This window comes from Streptomyces sp. NBC_00988, from assembly GCF_045162645.1.
GTDB lineage: Bacteria > Actinomycetota > Actinomycetes > Streptomycetales > Streptomycetaceae > Streptomyces.
The window spans coordinates 9,320,546-9,344,908 of the sequence record NZ_CP108730.1 but is presented as its reverse complement, the minus strand read 5'-3'; the positions used below and the strand labels follow the sequence as shown (position 1 = coordinate 9,344,908).

21 protein-coding genes are annotated in these 24,363 nt (G+C 70.0%); 20 read left to right on the top strand and 1 reads right to left on the bottom strand.

Features of this window, described 5'->3' with window-relative positions:
* Positions 1 to 25: 25 nt before the first annotated feature.
* A complete protein-coding gene (locus OG496_RS42315; RefSeq protein ID WP_405974628.1) occupies positions 26 to 1,195 on the bottom strand; it encodes a YihY/virulence factor BrkB family protein in 1,170 nt (389 codons plus the stop codon).
* A 529-nt stretch (positions 1,196 to 1,724) separates the two neighbouring features.
* Between OG496_RS42315 and OG496_RS42310 the strand changes: the two genes are divergently transcribed.
* From OG496_RS42310 to OG496_RS42215, 20 genes are all read left to right on the top strand, one after another.
* Positions 1,725 to 4,175 (top strand): Pls/PosA family non-ribosomal peptide synthetase, encoded by a 2,451-nt coding sequence (locus tag OG496_RS42310; protein WP_405974627.1) that lies wholly within the window; start codon positions 1,725 to 1,727, stop codon positions 4,173 to 4,175.
* Between the two features lie 43 nt (positions 4,176 to 4,218).
* Positions 4,219 to 6,306 (top strand): non-ribosomal peptide synthetase, encoded by a 2,088-nt coding sequence (locus OG496_RS42305; RefSeq protein ID WP_405974626.1) that lies wholly within the window; start codon positions 4,219 to 4,221, stop codon positions 6,304 to 6,306.
* Between the two features lie 55 nt (positions 6,307 to 6,361).
* Positions 6,362 to 7,366: a TauD/TfdA family dioxygenase gene (locus OG496_RS42300; RefSeq protein WP_405974625.1), complete on the top strand. Its 1,005-nt coding sequence runs from the start codon at positions 6,362 to 6,364 to the stop codon at positions 7,364 to 7,366.
* Positions 7,363 to 8,391 (top strand): 2,3-diaminopropionate biosynthesis protein SbnB, encoded by a 1,029-nt coding sequence (sbnB, locus tag OG496_RS42295; protein ID WP_405974624.1) that lies wholly within the window; start codon positions 7,363 to 7,365, stop codon positions 8,389 to 8,391. Before OG496_RS42300 ends, sbnB begins: the two co-directional genes overlap by 4 nt.
* A 32-nt stretch (positions 8,392 to 8,423) precedes the next feature.
* Positions 8,424 to 9,398: a 2,3-diaminopropionate biosynthesis protein SbnA gene (gene sbnA / locus OG496_RS42290; protein WP_366493058.1), complete on the top strand. Its 975-nt coding sequence runs from the start codon at positions 8,424 to 8,426 to the stop codon at positions 9,396 to 9,398.
* 93 nt (positions 9,399 to 9,491) lie between these two features.
* Positions 9,492 to 11,126, top strand: a complete 1,635-nt coding sequence (locus tag OG496_RS42285) for an acyl-CoA dehydrogenase family protein (RefSeq protein WP_405974623.1) — start codon at positions 9,492 to 9,494, stop codon at positions 11,124 to 11,126.
* Positions 11,127 to 11,371: 245 nt separating this feature from the next.
* Entirely contained in the window at positions 11,372 to 12,658 is a 1,287-nt protein-coding gene (locus OG496_RS42280) for a GAF domain-containing protein (protein ID WP_405974622.1), read from the top strand.
* Positions 12,659 to 12,915: 257 nt separating this feature from the next.
* Positions 12,916 to 14,175, top strand: a complete 1,260-nt coding sequence (locus OG496_RS42275) for a hypothetical protein (RefSeq protein WP_405974621.1) — start codon at positions 12,916 to 12,918, stop codon at positions 14,173 to 14,175.
* Between the two features lie 45 nt (positions 14,176 to 14,220).
* Positions 14,221 to 14,793 (top strand): GNAT family N-acetyltransferase, encoded by a 573-nt coding sequence (locus OG496_RS42270; RefSeq protein WP_405974620.1) that lies wholly within the window; start codon positions 14,221 to 14,223, stop codon positions 14,791 to 14,793.
* 127 nt (positions 14,794 to 14,920) lie between these two features.
* The gene (locus OG496_RS42265) at positions 14,921 to 15,004 is read left to right on the top strand and encodes a putative leader peptide (RefSeq protein ID WP_309500612.1); all 84 of its coding nucleotides are present in this window, start codon (positions 14,921 to 14,923) and stop codon (positions 15,002 to 15,004) included.
* A gap of 129 nt (positions 15,005 to 15,133) precedes the next feature.
* Entirely contained in the window at positions 15,134 to 16,831 is a 1,698-nt protein-coding gene (locus OG496_RS42260) for a nitrite/sulfite reductase (protein ID WP_366493063.1), read from the top strand.
* Positions 16,828 to 17,007 carry a hypothetical protein gene (locus OG496_RS42255; protein ID WP_033281522.1) on the top strand — a complete coding sequence of 60 codons (180 nt, stop codon included), beginning with the start codon at positions 16,828 to 16,830 and terminating at the stop codon, positions 17,005 to 17,007. Before OG496_RS42260 ends, OG496_RS42255 begins: the two co-directional genes overlap by 4 nt.
* Positions 17,004 to 17,714: a phosphoadenylyl-sulfate reductase gene (locus tag OG496_RS42250; protein WP_405974619.1), complete on the top strand. Its 711-nt coding sequence runs from the start codon at positions 17,004 to 17,006 to the stop codon at positions 17,712 to 17,714. The genes OG496_RS42255 and OG496_RS42250 overlap by 4 nt, the downstream gene beginning before the upstream one ends.
* Complete coding sequence (gene cysC / locus OG496_RS42245) at positions 17,711 to 18,274, top strand: adenylyl-sulfate kinase (RefSeq protein WP_366493065.1); 564 nt, start codon at positions 17,711 to 17,713, stop codon at positions 18,272 to 18,274. Before OG496_RS42250 ends, cysC begins: the two co-directional genes overlap by 4 nt.
* Positions 18,271 to 19,209 (top strand): sulfate adenylyltransferase subunit CysD, encoded by a 939-nt coding sequence (cysD, locus tag OG496_RS42240; protein WP_405974618.1) that lies wholly within the window; start codon positions 18,271 to 18,273, stop codon positions 19,207 to 19,209. The genes cysC and cysD overlap by 4 nt, the downstream gene beginning before the upstream one ends.
* Positions 19,210 to 19,211: 2 nt before the next feature.
* Positions 19,212 to 20,546: a sulfate adenylyltransferase subunit 1 gene (locus OG496_RS42235; RefSeq protein ID WP_405974617.1), complete on the top strand. Its 1,335-nt coding sequence runs from the start codon at positions 19,212 to 19,214 to the stop codon at positions 20,544 to 20,546.
* Positions 20,547 to 20,782: 236 nt separating this feature from the next.
* The gene (locus OG496_RS42230; RefSeq protein WP_366493068.1) at positions 20,783 to 21,895 is read left to right on the top strand and encodes an aliphatic sulfonate ABC transporter substrate-binding protein; all 1,113 of its coding nucleotides are present in this window, start codon (positions 20,783 to 20,785) and stop codon (positions 21,893 to 21,895) included.
* Between the two features lie 37 nt (positions 21,896 to 21,932).
* The gene (locus OG496_RS42225) at positions 21,933 to 22,715 is read left to right on the top strand and encodes an ABC transporter ATP-binding protein (protein WP_366493069.1); all 783 of its coding nucleotides are present in this window, start codon (positions 21,933 to 21,935) and stop codon (positions 22,713 to 22,715) included.
* Positions 22,702 to 23,580: an ABC transporter permease gene (locus OG496_RS42220; RefSeq protein WP_366493070.1), complete on the top strand. Its 879-nt coding sequence runs from the start codon at positions 22,702 to 22,704 to the stop codon at positions 23,578 to 23,580. The genes OG496_RS42225 and OG496_RS42220 overlap by 14 nt, the downstream gene beginning before the upstream one ends.
* 9 nt (positions 23,581 to 23,589) lie before the next feature.
* Positions 23,590 to 24,330, top strand: a complete 741-nt coding sequence (locus OG496_RS42215) for a sirohydrochlorin chelatase (RefSeq protein WP_366493071.1) — start codon at positions 23,590 to 23,592, stop codon at positions 24,328 to 24,330.
* Positions 24,331 to 24,363 lie beyond the last annotated feature (33 nt).

Sequence of the window (24,363 nt, the reverse complement as noted above, 5' to 3'; positions counted from 1 at the left end):
GCGGGCCCCGTCCCCTTGGGGCGCCTTACTTGTCCCGTGTTTGGGAGTTGTCCCGGGTTCCCTTGTGGGTGTGGGTGCTCTTCGCGTGGGTGCGGAGCCTCGACGTCACGTCCTCCGGAGGGAGGAAGCGGGACCAGCGTTCCGGGAACTCGGAGGGCATGTAGGAGTCGTCGGGGTCGTCGTCCTCGCCGTCGCGGGCGCGGACCGCGGCCATGTGGGCGACGTACTCGGCGACCTGTTCGTCCTGGCGGCGTTCGTTGGCGGCGCGGGCGGCGGCGGTCGCGGCGGCCGGCCAGACGCGGTCGATGGCGGCGTTGACGGCGGCTCCGACGAGGACGGCGAACGCGGACACGCCGATCCACAGCAGGACGGCTACGGGGGCCGCGAGGGAGCCGTAGATGGTGGGGCCCTCGACCGTGCCGGTGAGGTAGATGCGCAGCAGGTAGCTGCCGAGGACCCACATGGCGAGGGCGACCAGGGAGCCGGGCACATCCTCGATCCACGGGGAGCGGACGGGGACCGACACGTGGTACAGGGTCGTCAGGAAGACGACGGACAGGACGATGACAACCGGCCAGTACAGGACCTGGACGACCGTCTCCGACCACGGCACAACGTTCACCACGGCGTCCGGTCCGGCCACCATCAGCGGCAGCGCGATCGAGCCGATCAGCAGGGCCGCGATGAACAGGGCGAAGGACACGATCCGGGTCTTGACGATGCCGCGCACGCCGTCGAGGCCGTACATGACGGTGATGGTGTCGATGAAGACGTTGACCGCGCGGGAGCCCGACCACAGGGCGAACAGGAAGCCGATGGAGATGACGTCGGGCCGGCCGCCCTTCATGACGTCGTGCAGGATCGGCTGGGCGATCTCGTGCACGCCCTTGTCGGACAGGACCGTGCGGGACGCCTCCAGGATGTTGTTCTCCAGGCCGGCGATGCTGTGGGCGCCGGTCCAGCTGTCGACGTAGCCGAGCAGGCCGATGAGGCTCAGCAGGAGCGGCGGCACGGACAGCAGCGTGAAGAACGCGGCCTCGGCCGCGAGGCCCAGGATGCGGTACTCCATGCAGGAGTTGACGGTGTCCTTGACCAGCAGCCAGGCGGTCCTGCGCTTGGAGACGTTCCGGTAGAGGGCACGCGCCCGGTGGAACCGGCTGGTGGGCCGCTCGGTGGGTTCACTTGCTGACTGCACGCCCTAAAGGTATCCGCCGCGCCGGGATGCACTCGTCCCCCGGGGTCGTCGGCCGGGCGGGACGCCCTCGGGGGCGGTCGTGTCATGCTCGCGGTGGCCGAAAATAATCGCCCCGACAATCGAAGCCGCATTCGATACTTTGACGGCCGTTTCGGAGAGTGTCCCGGTGAGGACTTCGGCCGTCAATTCATGTTGACCAGCCCGTCGGCCGGCGAAGACGAAAAAGCGCCATTGACCGAAACAGCCTTGACCCGTTCCGGAATGTCCAGAAATAATCCGGACTGCATTCGTTGCGCGCGTTGGGACGACGTCAGCGCACACGACTCGGGGGAATCAATTGGCCCAGGACCAGGGCCCAGTCCATTTGGAAACTCAGCACACAACAGGGAACTCAAATCTCACGAATTCCCATTTACCCCACCCGTTTCGCGTGTTATTTAATTTGCCCCTGCCGTGAACAACGGGCGCGACTCCACCGTATTCGTCTTTGACAATTCATAGGCGACGATCAGCACCAAGGAGCCACGTGGTGGGAAAACCCGGCACCGTCACCGAGACCGTCCTCGCGGAGGTCCTGGCCGGTGTCGTACGCAAGGAAGTCATACCCCTCGACAGTCACTTCTTCGACGACCTGGGCGCCAACTCGTTGGTGATGGCACATTTCTGCGCCCGGGTCAGGAAACGCGAGGACCTGCCGTCGGTGTCGATGCGGGACGTCTACGGATATCCGACGATCCGCAGTCTGGCGGCGGCGCTCGCCGACACACCCGAGCCCACCGCACCGGTCGAGGCGGAGGCGCCGCCGGCCGGGAGCACGGCCCGCTATCTGCTGTGCGGGCTACTGCAGTTCCTGGTTTTCGCGGTGTATTGCGTGCTCGCCGGGACGGTCACGGGACAGGGTTACGAATGGGTCTCCTCCGGTTCCGGAGTGGTCCAGGTATATCTGCGTTCCGCGATATTCGGCGGCGCGGTGTTCGTCGGTGTGTGCACGGTGCCGGTGGTGGCCAAGTGGATTCTCGTGGGCCGCTGGAAGGAGACCGAGTTCCCGGTCTGGGGCCTCGCCTACGTCCGGTTCTGGACGGTCAAGGCGCTGCTGCACGCCAACCCGATGATCCTGTTCGCCGGCAACCCGGTCTACGTCCTGTATCTGCGCGCCCTCGGCGCCCGGATCGGCAAGGGCGTCACGATTCTGTCCCACTCCGTACCGGTCTGCACCGACCTGCTGACCATCGGAGACGGAACGGTCATCCGCAAGGACACCTTCTTCCTCTGCTACCAGGCGCGAGCCGGCCGTATCCGCACCGGCCGGGTCACCCTCGGCAGCGAGGTGTACGTCGGCGAGAAGACCGTCCTCGACATCGGCACGGTCATGGGCGACGGGTCCCAACTCGGCCACTCCTCCGCCCTGTACGACGACGCCCAGGTCCCGGCGGGGCAGCGCGTGCACGGCTCCCCGGCCCAGCCCACGGACGTCGACTACGTCCGGATCCCGCACGCGGACTGCTCGACATGGCGCCGCTTCGGCTACGGCCTGGGCGCGGTCCTGCAGATGCTGCTGGTCTACGTCCCGCTCGCGATCGGCGGCACCTACATGGTGCTGACCGTGGCACCGGGCCTCGACCATCTGCTCGACCCGAACACGAAGGACCTCAACTCGGCCCGGTTCTACGGCGAGACGCTGGCCCTGTCGCTCGTGGCGTTCGTCGGGTTCGTCGTGCTCGGCTTCGCCGCCGTGTCGCTGCTGCCCAGGCTGCTGCGTCCGCTGCTGCGCCCCGACACGGTGTATCCGCTGTACGGCTTCCACTACTCGGTGCAGCGCGCGGTGGCCCGGACGACCAACCTGAAGTTCTTCAAGTGGCTGTGCGGCGACAGCTCCTACATCGTCGGCTACCTCAAGGCCATCGGCTACGACCTCGGCGAGGTGGAGCAGACCGGCTCCAACTTCGGTACGGAGGTGCAGCACGAGACGCCGTATCTGGCCACCGTGGGCAGCGGCACGATGGTCGCGGACGGGCTGTCGATCGTCAACGCGGACTTCTCCAGTACGTCGTTCAGGCTGTCGCGCGCCGAGATCGGGCCGCGCAACTTCCTGGGCAACAACATCGCGTACCCCTCGGGGGGCCGCACCGGCGACAACTGTCTGCTCGCCACGAAGGTGATGGTGCCGATCGACGGTGAACTCCGTGAGGGTGTCGGCCTGTTGGGCTCGCCGTGCTTCGAGATCCCGCGCTCGGTGGAGCGCGACAGCCGCTTCGACCATCTGCGCGAGGGCGACGAGCTGAAGCGCCGGCTGGCCGCGAAGAACCGATCCAACCTGCGCTCGATGGGCCTGTACCTGTTCGTGCGCTGGCTGCACTGGTTCGTGCTCACCGTCCTCGGCTTCGCCGCGGTCGACCTGTACGGGGGCGAGGGCATCGGCGGGGGGCTGCTGATCGGCGCGTCCCTGATGCTGGGGCTCGGTTTCACCGCCGGGTACTACGTGCTGGTGGAGCGCCTGGTCGGTGGATTCCGTCCGCTGGAGCCGAAGTTGTGCTCGATCTACGACCCGTACTTCTGGTGGCACGAGCGGCTGTGGAAGGTGCCGGACACCTATATCCAGGTGTTCAACGGCACGCCGTTCAAGAACCTGATCTGGCGGTCGCTGGGCGTGCGGATGGGACGCCGGGTCTTCGACGACGGCGCGTACATCACCGAGCGCACGCTGACCGCGATCGGCGACGACTGCACGCTGGCGGCGCACACCAAGGTGCAGTCGCACTCGCAGGAGGACGGCACCTTCAAGTCCGAAATGATCACCATCGGCGCCGGCTGCACCCTCGGGGTGGGTGCGCTCGTCCACTACGGCGTCTCGATGGGTGACGGGGCCGAACTCGCCGCCGACTCCTTCCTGATGAAGGGCGAGGAGATGCCGGCGCGATCCCGGTGGGGCGGGAATCCGGCGGTGGCGCCACGGCGCGCCGGACAGCACATGGCTCCCTGACGGCTCATGCCGTAGGGGGAAGGAAACAGGGGGGAAAAGAACGATGGAGATCATTCCGCGGTGGACGCTCACTCCGGTGCCCGGTGTGGCGGAGTACGAAGTGTCCCTGCCCGACGGGCTGTTGGTCGAGCCCGCCGCACTGAAAGTCGCCCATGCCAAGGTCCTCGGGGCGCTGTCCGGCGAACCCGCCGAGGAGGACCCGGCGGTGCGGGTGAGTGTCACCGGCCGCACGCTGCGGCTGCGGTACCGCACCGATGTCCTCGACGCCGAGGCCGCCGCCCGTATCGCGGGCTATCACCTGACCGCGCTGACCGAGCCGGACCGGCCGGTGCTGTTGTCGGACGCCGAACTCCGCTTCCAGCTCGACGAGTTGGCGGGCCCGCAGCGTGAGCTGCCCGAGCGGCGGGTGCACGAGCTGTTCGAGGAGCGGGTGTCGGCGCAGCCGGACGCCGTCGCCGCCGTGCAGGGGGACCGGCAGTGGACGTACCGGGAGCTCAACTCCCGGGCGAATCAGCTCAGTCGGGCACTGCTCTCCCGGGGACTGACCCGCGAGGGTGTCGTCGCCGTGGTGCTGGAGCGGAACCTGGACTGGATGGCCGCCGTCCTCGCCGTGTTCAAGGCGGGCGGGGTGTATCTGCCCGTCGAGCCGCACTTCCCGGCCGACCGGGTGGCGAGGGTGCTCGACCGTGCCGGGTGCGAGCTGGTGCTGACCGAGCGGGGAAGCGACGGCGCGCTGGGCGACCCGACCGACCGCACTCTCTACGTCGACGAGGCGTACGCCGAGGGCCACTCGGACGGCGACCTCGGGATCGCGGTGTCGCCGGGTCAACTCGCCTACATCTACTTCACGTCGGGCTCCACGGGTGAGCCCAAGGGCGCCATGTGCGAGCACGCGGGTTTCCTCAACCACGTGTTCGCGAAGCTCGACGACCTGGGGATCGGCGCCGGGCAGGTGGTGGCGCAGACCGCGCCGCAGTGCTTCGACATCTCCCTGTGGCAGCTGGTGTGCGCGCCGCTCGTGGGCGGGCGGACGCTGCTGGTGGAGCAGGACGTCATCCTGGACGTGACGCGGTTCGTCGACACGATCGAGGCGGGGCGCGTGAACGTGCTCCAGGTCGTGCCGTCGTATCTGGAGGCCGTCCTGGCCGAGTTGGAGCGGCAGCCGCGTGAACTCCCGGACCTGCGCTGTGTGTCGGTGACCGGGGAGGCCGTGAAGAAGGAGCTCGTGGACCGCTGGTTCACCGCTCGGCCCGGGGTGCGGCTCGTCAACGCCTATGGCCTGACGGAGACTTCGGACGACACCAACCATGAGGTCATGGACCGGGCACCGGACGGCGACCGCGTCCCGCTCGGCCGGCCCGTCGCCAACGTGCGGGTGTACGTCGTCGACGAGGATCTGGTGCCCGTGCCGCTGGGGGCACCCGGCGAGATCGTGTTCTCCGGTGTGTGCGTGGGCCGGGGGTACGTCAACGATCCCGAGCGGACGAGGGCGGCGTTCACCGAGGACCCGTACCGGCCCGGTGAGCGGCTGTACCGCAGCGGTGACCACGGGCGCTGGCGGCCGGACGGCAAGCTGGAGTTCCTGGGGCGCCGGGACAGCCAGGTGAAGATCCGCGGTTTCCGTGTCGAGATCGGTGAGATCGAGAACGCGCTGCTGCGGGTGGACGGGGTGCGGGACGGCGCGGTGGTCGTCGTCCGCGGGACGCAGCTGGTGGCGTTCTGCACCGGCCCGCTGCCCGTCGAGGCCGACGCGGTGCGGTCCACGCTCGCCGAGTCGCTGCCCGCGTACATGGTGCCGTCGGTCGTGCACTGGCGGGCGAGCCTGCCGCTGACCGCCAACGGCAAGATCGATCGCCGGACGCTCACCGGGCTCGCCGGTGATCTGGACGCCGTAGGGGACGGGCCGGACACGCCCGCCGAGCGGCGGCTGGCGGCGGCGTGGGCGGTGGTGCTGGGTATTCCGGCCGAGCGGATCGGCCGCCAGGACCACTTCTTCGACCGCGGTGGCACCTCGCTGGCCGCGGTGAAGCTGGCGGTCGCCCTCGACCGGGCGATCAGCCTCAAGGACGTCACCCGACACCCGGTCCTCGCGGACCTGGCCGGACTGCTGGACCCGCCCGTCTCCTCCTGAGACCCGCCGCACCCCCGGCCGAACGATCGACAGCACCACCGAAAGGAACACCGAGATGTCGCTCTCTTCCGCGACGCTGCTCAACTCCGTCGCCCTGAGCCCGGACAGTCCACCGCTGCTGCACGCCGATGTCGGCGGAGACCCGGTCGGCTGGGCCGCCGGGCACCGTGCGGCGCTGCGGTCCGTCGTCGCCGAGCACGGCTGCGTCCTGGTCCGCGGGCTCGGCCTCGCCGACCCGGCCGGGGCCGAGACCGTCTTCCGGCGGCTCACCGACTCCCTGATGGCGGACCGGGAGCCGTTCGCGCCCCGTCGTACCTACGCGGAGGGCGTGTACTCCGCCACGAAGTGGCCGACCGACCAACCGATGTGCCAGCACCACGAGTTGAGCTACGCCCTGGACTTCCCGGGCCTGCTGCTCTTCGCCTGCCTGGAGGCACCGACGCAGGGCGGCGCGACCCCGGTCGCCGACGCCGAGGCCGTCCTCCAGTCGCTGCCCGCGCCGCTCGTGGAGCAGTTCGAGCGGGAGGGCTGGATGCTGACGCGGACGTACCACGAGGAGATCGGGGCGTCGGTCGCCGAAGCCTTCGGCACCGACGACCGTGCCGTCGTGGAACGCTACTGCCGCACCCAGGGCATCGAGTTCGCCTGGCAGCACGACGGTTCGCTGCGCACCCGCCAGCACCGCGCCGCCGTCCTCCGCCACCCGGTCACAGGCCGTCGCTGCTGGTTCAACCAGATCGCGTTCCTGAACGAGTGGACGATGGAACCCGAGGTCCGCGAGTACCTGGTCGACGTCTACGGCGCCGACGCGCTGCCCTTCAACACCCGCTTCGGGAACGGCGATCCGATCGACCCGGGCATCGTGACGACCGTCAACGAGGCCTACGACCGGCACGTACGGCGCGAGCCGTGGCGGTCCGGGGATCTGCTGCTGGTGGACAACATCCGTACCGCGCACGGCAGGGAGCCGTTCGAGGGGCCGCGCGAGGTGCTCGCCGGGCTCGGCGATCCGGTGCGCCTGACGGACCTCGCCCCGACGGCCGGCGGGAGGGCCGCATGAGCACCGACACACCTTCCTTCGCGGTCATCAGCGGCGAACAGGTCCAACAGGCCCTGACCGGGCGGGAGTCGGAGATCGGCGCCCTCGTGGAGGCCACCTACCGGCTGCACGGCGCGGGCGACTCGGTGAACCCGCCGTCGTACTTCCTGCGCTTCCCGGACCGTCCGTCGTCCCGGATCATCGCGCTGCCCGCCTCGCTCGGGGGGCCGTTGCGGGTGGACGGCCTGAAGTGGATCTCCAGTTTCCCGGGGAACACCGGGTCGGGGCTGCCCAGGGCGTCTGCGGTGCTGATCCTCAACGACCCGGATACCGGCTATCCGTATGCCTGCCTGGAGAGTTCGGTGATCAGCGCGACCCGTACGGCTAGTTCGGCGGCGCTCGCGGCCGACAAGCTCAGCCAGGGCCGGACGCGTCCGCTGCGGGTCGGGTTCGTGGGGACGGGGCTGATCGCCCGCTACATCCACACCCATCTCCGGGCCACCGGCTGGGAGTTCGAGGAGACGGGCGTGTACGACCTGTCCGCGGAGAGCGCGGAGGGGTTCCGGGGGTATCTGGAGCGGTCGGGGGCGCCGGGGCGGGTCACCGTGCACGACAAGGCCGAAGGCCTGGTCCGCTCCAGCGACTTGCTGGTGTTCGCGACGATCGCCGGCTCGCCGCATGTGCACGATCCGGCCTGGTTCGACCATCATCCGCTGGTCCTGCACGTGTCGTTGCGGGATCTCGACCCGGCGATCCTGCTCGCGTCCGCGAACTTCGTGGACGACGTCGAGCACTGCCTGAAGGCCGACACGTCACCGCACCTGGCCGAACAGGTCACCGGGGGGCGGGAGTTCATCGACGGCACGCTGGACGACGTACTGACAGGCCGCGTGAGCGTACCGACCGACCGGACGGTGGTGTTCTCGCCCTTCGGGCTCGGGGTGCTCGACCTCGCGGTCGGCAGGTTCGTCCATGACGAAGTGGTCCGACGGGGCGAACTCCACGTCGTCGACGGGTTCTTCCACGAGCTGCGCCGGTACGGCTGACGGCGATCGTGGCGCACCACTAGGGGGAAAACATGGCTGTTATTTCCGATCCCGCGGAGTTCAACGAGGACGACCTCTACGTCGACCTGCGGGCAGCACTGGAACTACCGCTCTATCTGAAGTGCGAGGGGTTCAACTTCGCCGGCTCGGTCAAACTGAAGGCCGCCACCGAGATGGTGGACGCCGCCGAGCGGGCCGGCATCCTGCGGCCCGGCTCGGTGCTGGTCGAGTCGTCGTCCGGCAACCTGGGGGTGGCACTCAGCGTCCTCGCGGCGAGCCGCGGTTACGGGTTTCTCTGCATCACCGACAGACGCTGCAACGTGCCCACGGTGCAGCTGATGGAGGCGCTCGGCAGCCGGGTCCACGTCATCGACCAACCCGACGCGCACGGCGGCTTTCTGGGCGCCAGGATCGCGTACGTGCGGGCGCTGTGCGCCTCCGACGAGCGGTACGTGTGGCTCAACCAGTACACGAACCAAGGGAATTGGCGGGCGCACTACCGCACCACGGCACCCGCCATCGCCCGCCGGTTCCCGCAGCTGGACGTGCTGTTCGTCGGCGCCGGCACCACCGGGACGCTGATGGGCTGCGCGCGCTGGTTCTGGCAGTGGCGGCGCCGGGTGCGGATCGTCGCCGTGGACGCGGCCGGTTCGGTCACGTTCGGCGGGGAGGCCGGGCCGCGGATGATCCCGGGCCTGGGCACCAGCGTGGCGCCGCCCTTCCTCGACACGTCGTACATCGACGACGTGATCCATGTCGGGGAGCCGGACACCGTGGCGACCTGCCGTCGGCTGGCCGCGCGGGGCTTCCTGTTCGGCGGGTCCACCGGCACGGTCGTCAGCGGGGCCGAGCAGTGGCTCGCCCGCAACGGACGGCACGGCACGACGGCGGTGGCGATAGCTCCTGACCTGGGCGAACGCTATCTGGACACGGTGTACCGCACCGGCTGGCTGGAGGAGGAGGCGCCCGAGACCGCGATGCTGGCTGCCATGTCCCGCTCGGCCTGACGTCGGCGGGGGCGCTTGTGCCAGGGTGGATCGCCACAGCAACCGCGCAGTGGAGATCCAGACCACCAGCGTCCCCACGGGTAGGTTCCAGCCATGGCACGCACCACCCACACCGTGACGAACCAGACTCCCCCACTGGTCGGATACGACGTCTTCACCGCCGACCGCGTCCTGACGGAGGCGGTCGAGCGGCACACGGCACCCGGACTGCTGGACGAGGTCCGCGAGGATCTCTCGGCACTGGGCCGCGCCGCCGGCTCGGCCCAGCTCCAGGAGTGGGGTGCGCAGGCCAACGACAACCCCCCGGGCCTGCGCACCCACGACCGTTACGGCCACCGGATCGACGAGGTCGAGTTCCATCCGGCCTGGCACCGGCTGCTCGGCAAAGGCATCTCCGCCGGGCTGACCGCCGCCTGGAACCGCCCGGCCGGACATGTGCGGCGGGCCGCGGGGTTCCTCGTCTGGACCCAGGTCGACGCGGGCAACTGCTGCCCCCTGTCGATGACCCACGCGGCGGTGCCCGCCCTGCGCGCCGACCCCGCGCTCGCCGCCGAGTGGGAGCCCCGGCTGACGTCCATGGTCTACGACCGTGAGCTGCGGCCCGCCCACCTCAAGGCCGGGGTGGTCTTCGGGATGGGCATGACGGAGAAGCAGGGCGGCAGCGACGTCCGCGCCAACACGACGGAGGCGCGCCCGCTCGCCGAGGACGGGACGTACGAGCTGACCGGTCACAAGTGGTTCTGCTCGGCGCCGATGTCCGACGGTTTCCTCGTGCTGGCGCAGGCACCGGGCGGGCTGACCTGCTTCCTGGTCCCCCGGGTGCTGGCGGACGGCACCCGCAACGTGTTCCTCCTCCAGCGCCTCAAGGACAAGCTCGGCAACCGGTCGAACGCCTCCGCCGAGGTCGAGTTCGACGGCACCTGGGCGCGCCGGGTCGGCGACGAGGGCGCCGGGGTACGCACGATCATCGGGATGGTCGCGGCGACCCGGCTCGACTGTGTGCTCGGTTCGGCCGGTCTGATGCGGCAGGCCGTCGCGCAGGCCGTCCATCACGCCGCCCACCGCGAGGCGTTCGGCGGCAAGCTCCTCGACAAGCCGCTGATGCGCAACGTGCTGGCCGATCTCGCCCTGGAGTCGGAGGCGGCCACCACGCTCGCGCTGCGGCTCGCGGCGGCCTACGACGACGGCGGCGAACAGGAGCTGGCGTTCCTGCGGTTGGCGGTGCCGGCCGCCAAGTACTGGGTGACCAAGCGCTGTTCGCCGGTCGCGGTCGAGGCGGCGGAGTGCCTGGGCGGCAACGGATACGTCGAGGAGTCCGGACTGCCGCGCCTGGTACGGGAGTCACCGCTCAACTCGGTCTGGGAGGGCGCCGGGAACATCCAGGCCCTCGACGTCCTGCGGGCGTTGCAGCGCGAGCCGCAGGCGCTGAACGCCTTCCTGGTCGAGGTCGGCCGGGTGCGCGGCGCCGATCACCGGCTGGACGGGGCGATGAAGAACCTGCTCGCCGAGTTCGCCGACCTGGAGGGCATCGAGGGCCGCGCCCGGCGCGTGGTCGAGCGGATGGCGCTGGTGCTGCAGGGTGCGCTGCTCGTCCAGCACGCGCCACCGGAGGTCGCCGACGCGTTCTGCGCCTCGCGGCTGGGCGGCGACTGGGGCTCCGCGTTCGGCACCCTGCCGCCGAGCCTGGACCTCACGTCGATCGCGGAACGGGCCCGGCCGACGGTCTGAGCCAACACCGGCACAACGCGAGGGTGGTGCTGCGCCGACACGGCACCACCCTCGCAGCTGGGACAAGTTTCAGACACCGTACGGCTGTTCACCAGGGTTGCAGAGGGTTGCAACTTGGCGGCTTCTGTGTCCGGACTGTCTCCCTCCGTCACCGCGGAGCGGCACTATAAGACCAACAGTCGATACGAGAACAGCAGTCGAAGATACGAGAACAGCAGTCGATACGGGACCGGAGAGAAGGACCCATGGCGAACCCGCCGGCCGGACTGCCGCGGCACACCACCGTCGACGCGGCGCGGACGGCCCGGATGCTGAGCGACGCCCGGCACGCCACGCCCTTCGGACAGCGCGCCCGCACCGCTCCGCGCCCGGTGATCGAGGAGTCCTGGGAGCGCGCGTTACGCGGCGGGACCCACCCCGACCACGACCTGCGGACCGGGCTGCTGTCCCGCGAGGAGGTCGAACGGCGGCGCGGCACCAGCCCGTTGCGGCACGTCCTGCCGGTGCTGCGGGAGGGTCTGGTGTCAGTCGCGGACGCCGCCCACCACATCGTGCTGGTCGCCGACGACGAGGGCCGCGCGCTGTGGCGGGAGGGCAGCGCGGCCGTGCTGCGCAAGGCCGACGAGGTCGGCATCGAGATCGGCACCGACTGGCGCGAGGACGTCATCGGCACCAACGGCGTGGGCACCCCGGCCGTCGTACGGCGGCCCGTGCAGGTCTTCGCCGGCGAGCATCTCTCGCGCGCGCTGGCCACGTTCACCTGCGCGGGCGCCCCGATCACGGACCCCAGGGACGGCCGGCTGATCGGTGTCGTCGATGTCAGCGGCCCGCTGGAGACCATGCACCCGGCCACCCTCGCCTGGGTCGACTCGGTGGCCAAACTCGCCGAGGCCCGGCTGCGCGAGCTGCACATGACCTCGCTGGAGCGGCTGCGCGCGGTGGCGGCGCCGATCCTGCCCCGCATCGGCGGCCAGGCCCTGGTGGTGGACCGGGACGGCTGGACGGCCGCGGTCACCGGGATGCCGTACGTGAAGCGGATCCAGCTGCCCAAGTCGCCCTCCGGGGGCCGCCGTTGGCTGCCGTCGCTCGGGCTGTGCTCCCTGGAGCCGCTGGCCGGGGGCTGGTTGGTCCGCGCCGCCGACGAACCGGTGCCGGGCGCCACCCGGATCGTCCTCGACCTCGCGCTGCCGCGCCGCTGGTCGGTGACGGTCTACGGCGGCGCGGGCTCCTGGACCCACGAACTGAGCCCCCGGCACGCCGAGTTGCTCTACCTCCTGGCCCTGCACCGCACCGGCCGCAGCGCCGCCGCCCTGGCCGAGGACATGTTCGGCGACCCCGGCCGCACGGTGACGGTGCGTGCCGAGATGTCGCGGGTACGGCGCTATCTCGGGGCGTTCCTGGAGCACCGGCCGTACCGCTTCCGTGAGGACGCCGAGGTCGAGGTGCTGCTGCCGGGCGACCCGCGGGAGTTGCTGCCGCACTCGACGGCACCCGGAGTGACCAGGGGGCGGACGTCGGCCCAAGTGCCGTAGCGGAGATGTCGGTTTAGGTGCCGCGGCGGAGACGGAAGGACCCGCCGGATGCCGTGGCGGAGGCGGAGGTGCGGGTCAGGGCGGTGTGGCGGACAGGTGGCGCAAAAGGCGCGTCCGGCTGCATCTTCCGCATATTTGCGGGGTCTTACCCATGGGGCGGCCATGACTGCCGTAGCATCCCTGTACGGGCCACCCCACCTGCTCCCTGGTCAACGCACGGATCACCAGGCGCAGTTGGCTCGCCTCGGGAGGACACTATGAGTGCACGTGGGCGACATCGCCGGCGCAGGCGGGGCAGGGCGCTGCGCGCCGTGCTGACCGGGGCCGCGCTCGGCCTCACCGCGGCCGCGACGATGATCAGCGCGTCGCAGGCGACGGTCGGTTCCGATCCCGGGGCGCTGAAGCCCCTCACCTCGGCCTCCGATCTGAGCGTGTTACGGCTGCGGGAGCACCTGGAGCCACAGCAGTCACTGGACCGGCTGTCCTCGGCGATGGGCCGCCCGGTCGGTGTCGGCGCCGTCCTGGAGAGCGCCGACCACACCCTGCGCGATGCCGCGGACTGCACGACCGACGAGAAGTCGGCGCTGCCCGTCGAACCGGCGGCGACGCGCGCGTACTGCTGGGACAGCGGTGACGCGGCCGACCCGGCCTGGACGCCCCGCTCGGTGACCACCTCGGGCGACGCCGACGAGGACGGCTGGTGGGGCTCGAACCGCGTGATCCTCTCCGGCTGGAGCGCGAACACCCGCGGCCTGGCCAAGGTCGCCTTCGTGAACGCCGCCGACACCGCGCATCTCACCTACACCTGGGCCCTCCTCGCCGTTCCGACGGACGGCGGGCGTGACTACCGAGGGCTCGCCTCGAAGATCTCCGGCATGGTCTGGTACCAGGACAAGCTCCTGGTCACGACCACGAGTGGGACCCGCGACGCGCTGTACGTATACGACATGAACCGCATCCAGCGCACCACGGTGACAGCCTCCGCGGTCGGCCGGGTGCGTGACGGCTGGTCGGCGGCCGGGTACCGGTACGTGCTGCCCGCGATCGGGTCGTACCGGCTGGCCGGTGGCACAGCGGCCGTACGGCCCGTGGGGCTGTCCCTGGACCGGAGCACGGTGCCCGACAGTCTGGTCGCGAGCGGGGCCAAGCGGCTGTGGCGGTACTCCTTCAGCGGGGATCCCCGGCGCGCGGGGCTGCTCGCCACCGACTCGGCGGGGCGCGCGACGGCCGACGAGGCGTACGCGACGAAGGTCGACGGCGCCGGGGCCGTGCTCGCGGACCGGTCCGCCTGGTACGTGGGCGGCGCGGCCGGGACGGACGGCGGCCGGGGCTCGATGTGGCGCCAGGACGAGCATGGCGCCAAGGCCACCGAGTGCGGGGCGGACGAGACGCACCAGTGCTGGAGCCCGCAGACCGACTCCCTCTCCTACTGGCAGGAGACCGGCGAGGTCTGGTCGGTGTCCGGGCGGATGCTGTTCGCACTCCCGCTGAACTCGATCGACAGCTCGCTCGGTTGATCAGCTGATCGACAGATCCCCAGGTCGGATGATTCCCTGACGGGCATGACGAACATCCCGGTGACCACCTGGTCCCTGGAGCAGACCGACCCGAGCGACCTCCTCCCGGCCATCGCGCCGGAGGGGGACGTGCGGATCGCCCGCTCCGAGGTGCCCTCCCCCGAGTTCAGCCGCTACCTGTACGCGTCCGTGGGCGGGGACATCCTCTGGATCGACCGGCTGCACTGGACGTTCGCGCAGTGGCAGGAGCACCTGGACCGGCCGGGCGTGGAGACCTGGGTCGTGTACGACCGGGGCACGCCCGGCGGGTACGTGGAACTGGAGCCGCAGGACGACGGGGTCGTCGAGATCGTCTACTTCGGCCTGGTCCCCGCCTTCCGCGGCCGCCGCCTCGGCGGCCACCTGCTCGCGTACGGCGCCGCCCGCGCCTGGGACCTCGCCGACCGCTGGCCCGGGCGGGCCCCCACGAAGCGGGTCTGGCTGCATACCTGCAGCCTGGACGGCGTGCACGCGATGGACAACTACCAGCGCCGGGGCTTCAAGCTCTTCGACACGCAGGTCGAGGAGGTGACGCAGGCGCCCACTCCGGGCCCCTGGCCGGGGGCCTACCGCGTCTGACCTGCGCCGACAAGACAGCGTGCGCAGCTTGTGACCGACGACACCCTCGTCTCACATAGCGGGACCAGGGTGTCCGCATGGCGGACGAAGCTGGACTGTGTCCAGAACGCCGTGACACGCTTCCGTCATGTCCGGAACTGGAATTGCCTTGGTGAGTCGGCGGCACGTCGACCTCGGCCGCATGTCCAGCGCCATCTGTCCGGCGGGCTAGCCGAGCCGCAGCACCGCCGGATTTCCCCGTATCTGCCTCATACTGCGCAAAGACGCGCGCGTATGCCCGCATGCGCCCGTACACGCAGGTCAGAGCCGATAACCCGCCTGTCCCGGAGGACGTAGAACCATGGCCGCCACCCCCGAGAACCCTGCAGCCGCAGCGCCCCGCCGCAAGGTGAGCCGTCACCGCGGTGAGGGTCAGTGGGCCGCCGGACACTTCACCCCCCTCAACGGCAACGAGCAGTTCAAGAAGGACGACGACGGTCTCAATGTGCGGACACGCATTGAGACGATCTACTCCAAGCGCGGGTTCGACTCGATCGACCCGAACGACCTCCGCGGCCGTATGCGCTGGTGGGGGCTGTACACCCAGCGCAAGCCCGGGATCGACGGCGGCAAGACCGCGATCCTGGAGCCGGAGGAGCTGGACGACAAGTACTTCATGCTGCGCGTCCGCATCGACGGCGGCCGGCTGACCACGGACCAGCTGCGGGTGATCGGCGAGATCTCGCAGGAGTTCGCGCGCGGCACGGCCGACCTCACCGACCGGCAGAACGTGCAGTACCACTGGATCCGCATCGAGGACGTGCCCGAGATCTGGAACCGCCTGGAGGCGGTCGGTCTCTCCACCACCGAGGCCTGCGGCGACACGCCCCGCACCATCCTCGGCTCCCCGGTCGCGGGCATCGCCGAGGACGAGATCATCGACGGCTCCTCCGCGATCGACGAGATCCACCGCCTCTACATCGGCACCAAGGAATTCTCCAACCTGCCGCGCAAGTTCAAGACCGCGATCTCCGGCTCCCCGCTCCTGGACGTCGCCCACGAGATCAACGACATCGCGTTCGTCGGCGTCAACCACCCCGAGCACGGCCCCGGCTTCGACCTGTGGGTCGGCGGCGGTCTGTCCACCAACCCGAAGATCGGCGTCCGGCTCGGCGCCTGGGTCCCGCTGGACGAGGTCCCGGACGTCTGGGCCGGCGTGATCGGCATCTTCCGCGACTACGGCTACCGGCGGCTTCGCACCCGCGCCCGCCTGAAGTTCCTCGTCGCCGACTGGGGCCAGGAGAAGTTCCGCCAGGTCCTGGAGGACGAGTACCTCAAGCGCAAGCTCGTCGACGGCCCCGCCCCCGCCCAGCCGGTGGCCCGCTGGCGCGACCACGTCGGCGTCCACCGCCAGCAGGACGGCCTGTTCTACGTCGGCTTCGCCCCGCGCGTCGGCCGCGTCGACGGCACCACGCTCACGAAGATCGCCGAACTGGCCCAGGCGCACGGCTCGGGCCGGCTGCGCACCACGGTCGAGCAGAAGATGATCGTGCTCGATGTGGCGGAGGACCAGATCGAGTCCCTGGTCGAGGGTCTCGAAGCCCTCGGTCTCACCGCCAAGCCCTCCCCCTTCCGGCGCGGCACGATGGCCTGCACCGGCATCGAGTACTGCAAGCTCGCGATCGTCGAGACCAAGCAGCGCGGCATCACGCTCATCGACGAACTGGAGCGCCGCATCCCGGAGTTCGACGAGCCGATCACCATCAACATCAACGGCTGCCCGAACGCCTGCGCCCGGATCCAGGTCGCGGACATCGGTCTCAAGGGCCAGTTGGTCCTCAACGACCAGGGCGAGCAGGTCGAGGGCTTCCAGGTGCACCTCGGCGGCGCCCTCGGCCTGGAGGCCGGCTTCGGCCGCAAGGTCCGTGGCCTGAAGGTCACTTCGGAGGAACTGCCCGACTACGTCGAGCGGGTCCTCACCCGGTTCCAGCAGGAGCGCGAGGACGGCGAGCGCTTCGCCGCCTGGGCCACGCGCGCCAGTGAGGAGTCCCTCACGTGAGCGAGCGGGCCGCCCCCTTCTACTGCCCCTACTGCGGCGACGAGGACCTGCGTCCCAGCGAGCAGGGTCATGGCGCGTGGGAATGCGCGGCATGCAATCGGGCCTTTCAGCTGAAGTTCCTCGGGCTCCTCGCCCGGGGACTCCGGCAGACCGACGCAGGGGGAGACGAGATATGACGACTACTCAGAAAGCGCGCCCGACCGACGACTTGAAAGCCCTGGCCGAGCAGGCGGGCCCTGACCTGGAGGACGCCTCCGCGCTGGAGATCCTCCAGTGGGCGGTGAAGACCTTCGGCAAACAGTTCTGTGTGACCTCCTCGATGGAGGACGCGGTGGTGGCCCACCTCGCCTCCCGCGCCATGCCCGGTGTCGACGTGGTGTTCCTCGACACCGGCTACCACTTCCCCGAGACCATCGGCACCCGCGACGCGGTCGAGGCCGTGATGGACGTCAACGTCATCACGCTCACCCCGCGCCAGTCCGTCGCCGAGCAGGACGCCGAGTACGGCCCCCGACTCCACGACCGCGACCCGGACCTGTGCTGCAAGCTCCGCAAGGTGCAGCCGCTGGAGCAGGGCCTCACCAAGTACGCGGCCTGGGCGACCGGGCTGCGCCGCGACGAGTCCCCGACCCGGGCGAACACCCCGGTCGTCGGCTGGGACGAGAAGCGCCAGAAGGTCAAGGTCTCCCCCATCGCCCGCTGGACCCAGGACGACGTGGACGCCTACGTCGCCGAACACGGCGTGCTGACCAACCCGTTGCTGATGGACGGCTACGCGTCCGTCGGCTGCGCGCCCTGCACCCGCCGGGTCCTGGAGGGCGAGGACGCGCGCGCCGGCCGCTGGGCGGGGCGCGGGAAGACCGAGTGCGGGCTGCACGAATGACCATCACCGAGAAGGAGTCGCACGTGACGACCGGAGCCACCGTCTGGCTCACCGGACTGCCGAGTGCCGGCAAGACCACCATCGCGTACGAGCTGGCCGGCCGGCTGCGCGAGGAGGGCCACCTCGTCGAGGTGCTCGACGGCGACGAGATCCGCGAGTTCATCTCCGCGGGCCTCGGCTTCAGCCGCGAGGACCGGCACACCAACGTGCAGCGCATCGGCTTCCTCGCCGAACTGCTCGCCCGCAACGGCGTGTTGGCGCTCGTCCCGGTCATCGCGCCGTACACCGACAGCCGCGAGGCCGTCCGCAAGCGGCACCAGGAGAGCGGCGCCGCCTACGTCGAGGTGCATGTGGCGACCCCGGTCGACGTGTGCTCCGTACGCGATGTGAAGGGTCTCTACGCCAAGCAGGCCGCCGGTGAACTGACCGGGCTCACCGGGGTCGACGACCCGTACGAGGAGCCCGAGTCGCCCGACCTGCGGATCGAGTCGCAGCACCAGACCGTGCAGGAGTCGGCGGCGGCACTCCACGCGCTGCTCACCGAGAGGGGACTGGCATGACGACGACCGTTGCCACGGCCGACGAGGGTACGGACACGCCGTACGCCCTCTCGCACCTGGACGCTCTTGAGTCGGAGGCGGTGCACATCTTCCGTGAGGTGGCGGGTGAGTTCGAGCGGCCGGTGGTGCTGTTCTCCGGCGGCAAGGACTCGATCGTCATGCTGCATCTGGCGTTGAAGGCGTTCGCGCCCGCGCCGGTGCCGTTCTCGCTGCTGCATGTGGACACCGGACACAACTTCCCCGAAGTCCTTGAGTACCGCGACCGTGTGGTCGCCGCACATGGGCTGCGCCTCCATGTGGCCTCCGTACAGGACTACATCGACCGCGGTGTGCTGCGCGAACGCCCCGACGGGACGCGGAATCCGCTCCAGACCGTGCCGTTGACGGAGAAAATCCAGAGCGAGAAGTTCGACGCGGTCTTCGGTGGCGGACGTAGGGACGAGGAGAAGGCCCGGGCCAAGGAGCGGGTGTTCAGCCTTCGCGACGAGTTCTCGCAGTGGGACCCGCGTCGGCAACGCCCCGAGCTGTGGAACCTCTACAACGGGCGGCACGCGCCCGGCGAGCACGTCCGCGTGTTCCCGCTCTCCAACTGGACCGAGCTGGACGTCTGGCAGTACATCGCCCGGGAGGGCATCGAGCTGCCCGAGATCTACTTCGCGCACGAGCGTGAGGTGTTCGCGCGGGACGGCATGTGGCTGACCGCCGGTGAGTGGGGCGGGCCGAAGGCGGACGAGACCGTGGAGAAGCGGCTCATCCGGTACCGGACCGTCGGTGACATGTCGTGCACCGGTGCCGTCGACTCCGACGCGGTGACGCTGGAGCAGGTCATCACCGAGATCGCCGCCTCCCGGCTGACCGAGCGGGGCGCGACGCGTGCCGACGACAAGATGTCCGAGGCCGCGATGGAAGACCGCAAGCGCGAGGGGTACTTCTAACCATGAGCACCATCACGACCGAGGAGCTCTCGGCCACCACGCTGCTGCGGTTCGCCACGGCGGGCTCCGTCGACGACGGCAAGTCCACTTTGGTGGGGCGGCTGTTGCACGACTCCAAGTCGGTCCTCACCGACCAACTGGAGGCCGTGCAGCGGGTGTCGGCCGACCGCGGCCAGGACGGTCCCGACCTCGCGCTGCTCACCGACGGCCTGCGGGCCGAGCGGGAGCAGGGCATCACGATCGACGTGGCGTACCGCTACTTCGCCACGCCCCGGCGCCGGTTCATCCTCGCCGACACTCCCGGTCACGTGCAGTACACCCGCAACATGGTGACGGGTGCCTCCACGGCCGAGCTGACGGTGATCCTCGTCGACGCCCGCAACGGTGTCGTCGAGCAGACCCGGCGCCACGCGGCGATCGCCGCGCTGCTGCGGGTCCCGCACGTGGTGCTCGCGGTCAACAAGATGGACCTGGTCGAGTACAAGGAGACCGTGTTCGCCGCGATCGCCGAGGAATTCACCGCGTACGCCAGCGAGTTGGGCGTCCCGGAGATCACCGCGATCCCGATCTCGGCACTGGCCGGCGACAACGTGGTGGACCCGTCCGCGAACATGGACTGGTACGGCGGGCCGACCTTCCTGGAGCACCTGGAGTCGGTGCCGGTCGCCCACGACCTGAGCCACTGCCACGCGCGGCTGCCCGTGCAGTACGTGATCCGGCCGCAGAGCGCCGACCTTCCGGACTACCGGGGGTACGCGGGTCAGATCGCGGCCGGTACGTTCCGCGTCGGTGACGCCGTGACGGTCCTGCCGTCCGGGCGCGCCACGAAGATCTCCGGCATCGACCTGCTCGGCAAGCCGGTCAGGACCGCCTGGACCACGCAGTCGGTGACGGTCCTGCTGGAGGACGACATCGACGTCTCCCGCGGCGACCTCATCGTGCCCAGCAAGGACGCCCCGGCGACCACGCAGGACATCGAGGCGACCGTCTGCCATGTCGCCGACGCGCCGCTGACCGTGGGCCACCGGGTGCTCCTCAAGCACGGCACCCGCACGGTGAAGGCGATCGTGAAGGACATCCCGTCCCGGCTCACGCTCGACGACCTGTCCCTGCACCCGCATCCGGGACAGCTCGTCGCCAACGACATCGGCCGGGTGAAGATCCGCACCGCGGAGCCGCTGCCGGTCGACTCGTACGCCGACTCGCGCCGTACGGGCTCGTTCATCCTGATCGATCCGGCGGACGGCACCACGCTCACCGCCGGCATGGTCGGCGAGTCGTTCGCGGCGCCGGAGCCGGTCAAGGACGCGTCGGACGAAGACGGTTGGGACTTCTGACCATGAACTCCACGGACTTCTACTCCACGTTCGCGAAGGAGGGCGGCCGCGTCGGCAGCGGCGCCCTCGGCAGCGGGCAGGGCGGGGTGGCGCGATGTGCGTGCTGACGTACGCGCACCGCTTGCGCGCCCAGTCCCCCCACCCGCCGTCCCGGACGCGACGAAAACGAAGACCTGCCGACCTCCCGGCCACGACCTGAGACCGTGACCGCCGGGCCAACGAGAGGAACACCTCCCGTGCCTGCCAACCGCTCGACTTATCTGCGCCGCGGCATAGCCGTGTTCGCCGCGCTCCCTCTGCTCACCCTCGCCGCCTGCGGTTACGGGTCGGACTCCAAGAGCACCAACTCCAAGGAGAAGGTCGCCGCCGGGTCCTCGAAGATCGACGGTCTCGCCTCCGTGAAGATCGGCTACTTCGGCAACCTGACCCACGGAACCGCACTGGTCGGCCGTGAACAGGGCCTGTTCCAGAAGGAATTGGGCGCCACCAAGGCCGACTACGCGACCTTCAACGCGGGCCCGTCCGAGATCGAGGCGCTCAACTCGGGCTCCATCGACATCGGTTGGATCGGCCCCTCCCCCGCGATCAACGGGTACACCAAGTCCGACGGCAAGAGCCTGAAGATCATCGGCGGTTCGGCGTCGGGCGGCGTGAAGCTGGTCGTCAACCCGAAGAAGATCAAGTCCCTGAAGGACGTCAAGGGCAAGAAGATCGCGACGCCTCAGCTCGGCAACACGCAGGACGTGGCGTTCCTCAACTGGATCGCGGACCAGGGCTGGAAGGTCGACGCGCAGAGCGGCAAGGGTGACGTGACCGTCGTCCGCACCGACAACAAGATCACCCCGGACGCCTTCAAGGCCGGTTCGATCGACGGCGCCTGGGTGCCGGAGCCGACCGCGTCGAAGCTGGTCGCCGAGGGCGGCAAGGTGCTGCTCGACGAGTCGACGCTGTGGCCCGACAAGAAGTTCGTGATCACGAACATCATCGTGTCGCAGAAGTTCCTGAAGGCGCACCCGAAGGTCGTCGAGGCGGTCCTGAAGGGCTCGGTCGCGGCCAACAAGTGGATCAACGCCAACCCGGCGGAGGCGAAGGCCGCGGCGAACAAGCAGCTGGAGGCCGACTCCGGCAAGGCGCTGCCCGCCAACGTGCTCGACCCGGCGTGGAGTTCGATCCAGTTCACCAACGACCCGCTGGCCGCCACCCTCAACACCGAGGCGGCGCACGCGGTGAAGGCGGGTCTGCTGGAGAAGCCCGATCTGACGGGCATCTACGACCTCACGCTCCTCAACAAGGTCCTCAAGGCGGACGGCGACAGCACGGTCGACGCCGCCGGCCTCGGCACGAGCTGACCGAGGGATCCCGATGACTTCCCAGGAGGTGACGACCATGGCCACGACTCTCGCCAAGGAGACCACCGCGTCGGTCGAGCACGCGGCACGCCTTGCGCATGTCTCGAAGTCCTTCGCGACGCCGGGCGGGCAGCAGCTCGTCCTGGACGACATCAGCATCGATGTCGCGCCGGGCGAGTTCGTCACCCTCCTGGGGGCCTCGGGCTGCGGCAAGTCCACCCTGCTGAACCTGGTGGCGGGCCTCGACAGGCCCACCGCCGGGTCCATCACGACGGACGGCCGCCCCGCGCTGATGTTCCAGGAGCACGCCCTGTTCCCCTGGCTCACCGCGGGCAAGAACATCGAACTCGCCCTGAAACTCAGGGGAGTTCCGAAGGACGAGCGGCGCGGCAGGACCGAGGAACTGCTCGAACTGGTCCGGCTGCAGGGCTCGTACGGCAAGCGTGTACACGAACTGTCCGGCGGTATGCGCCAGCGTGTCGCCATGGCCCGCGCGCTCGCCCAGGAGAGCCGGATCCTGCTGATGGACGAGCCGTTCGCGGCGCTGGACGCCATCACGCGGGACGTCCTGCACGACGAACTGACCCGTATCTGGGGCGAGACGGGGCTCTCCGTCCTGTTCGTCACGCACAACGTGCGCGAGGCGGTACGGCTCGCCCAGCGGGTGATCCTGCTGTCCTCTCGGCCCGGCCGGATCGCCCGCGAGTGGACGGTCGACATCCCGCAGCCGCGCCGCATCGAGGACGCGCCCGTGGCCGAACTGTCCCTTGAGATCACCGATGTACTGCGTGGGGAGATCCGCCGTCATGGCCAGCACTGAGACGACGACCGTCCAGGACGGCGGGAGCGTCGAGGCCGGCCTCGACGCGCTGGAGAATCAGGTCACGGGCCGGCCGACCTTCCGGCAGACCTTCGTCAACAAGATCTTCCCGCCGATCGTCGCCCTCGCGGTGGTCATGGTGATCTGGTTGATCCTGACCCCGGTCGTCGACGACCCGAGCAAGCTGCCCTCGCCGAGTGCCGTGGGCGGCGAGTTCAAGGACGCCTGGCTGAAGGGCGATCTGCTCGGCTACATCTGGACCAGCGTCTCGCGCGGTCTGCTGGGCTTCTTCTTCGCCCTGCTCATCGGCACGCCGCTGGGGCTGGTGGTGGCCCGGGTGAAGTTCGTGCGCGCGGCGATCGGCCCGATCCTGTCCGGCCTCCAGTCGCTGCCGTCGGTGGCGTGGGTGCCACCGGCCGTGATCTGGCTGGGCCTGAACAACTCGATGATGTACGCGGTGATCCTGCTCGGCGCGGTCCCCTCGATCGCCAACGGCCTGGTGTCCGGCGTCGACCAGGTGCCGCCGCTGTTCCTGCGCGCGGGCCGCACGATGGGCGCGACCGGCGTCAAGGGCGTCTGGCACGTCACGCTGCCGGCGGCGCTCCCCGGCTATGTGGCGGGCCTGAAGCAGGGCTGGGCGTTCTCGTGGCGCTCGCTGATGGCGGCGGAGATCATCGCGCAGTTCCCGGACCTGGGTGTGGGCCTCGGCCAGTTGCTGGAGAACGGCCGTACCAACAGCGACATGTCCATGGTGTTCGAGGCCATCATCCTGATCCTGTTCGTCGGTATCGCCATCGACCTGCTGATCTTCAGCCCGCTGGAGCGGTGGGTGCTGCGCAGCCGCGGTCTGCTGGTGAAGAGCTGAGCTGATCCCATGCACAGGAAGCCGGTCCTTCTCGTCATCGCCCACGGCAGCCGCGATCCGCGGCACGCCGCGACCGTCCACGCCCTGGTGCGGCGGATACGGTCGCGACGGCCCGGGCTGCGCGTGGAGACCGGCTTCCTGGACTTCAACGTCCCTTCCGTGCACGGCGTGTTGGAGTCCCTGGCGGCGGAGGGCGTGCAGGACGTCGTGGCGCTCCCGCTGCTGCTGACCCGCGCGTTCCACGCGAAGGCGGACATCCCCGCGGTCCTGCGGGACGCGCCGCCGCGGCTGCGGATCAGGCAGGCGGAGGTGCTGGGCCCGTCGCCGCTGTTGCTGCGCGCGCTCGAACGGCGGCTCTACGAGGCCGGGTTGACGCCCGCCGACAAGTCCACGACCGGAATCGTGCTGGCCTCGGCGGGGTCCACCGACCCGGAGGCGATCGCGGTGATCGACGACCTCGCGCGGGAGTGGTGGCACACCGGCTGGCGTGCCGTGCGCCCCGCGTTCGCCTCGGCGGCGCTCCCCCGCACCGAGGACGCGGTCCGCGAACTCCGGGCGCTCGGCTGCCGGCGGATCGCGGTCGCGCCGTACGTCCTCGCGCCCGGCTTCCTGCCCGACCGCATCGCGCGGGGCGCGGCGGAGGCGGATGTGCTCGCCGACGTGCTGGGTCCGGCACCCGAGGTGGTGCGGGTCCTGCTGGAGCGCTACGACGCGGCCCGGGCACCGTTGCTCGCGGCCGTCGGCGCGTAACGCCTTCACCGTTCCCACCTGCCCGGTTTCCCG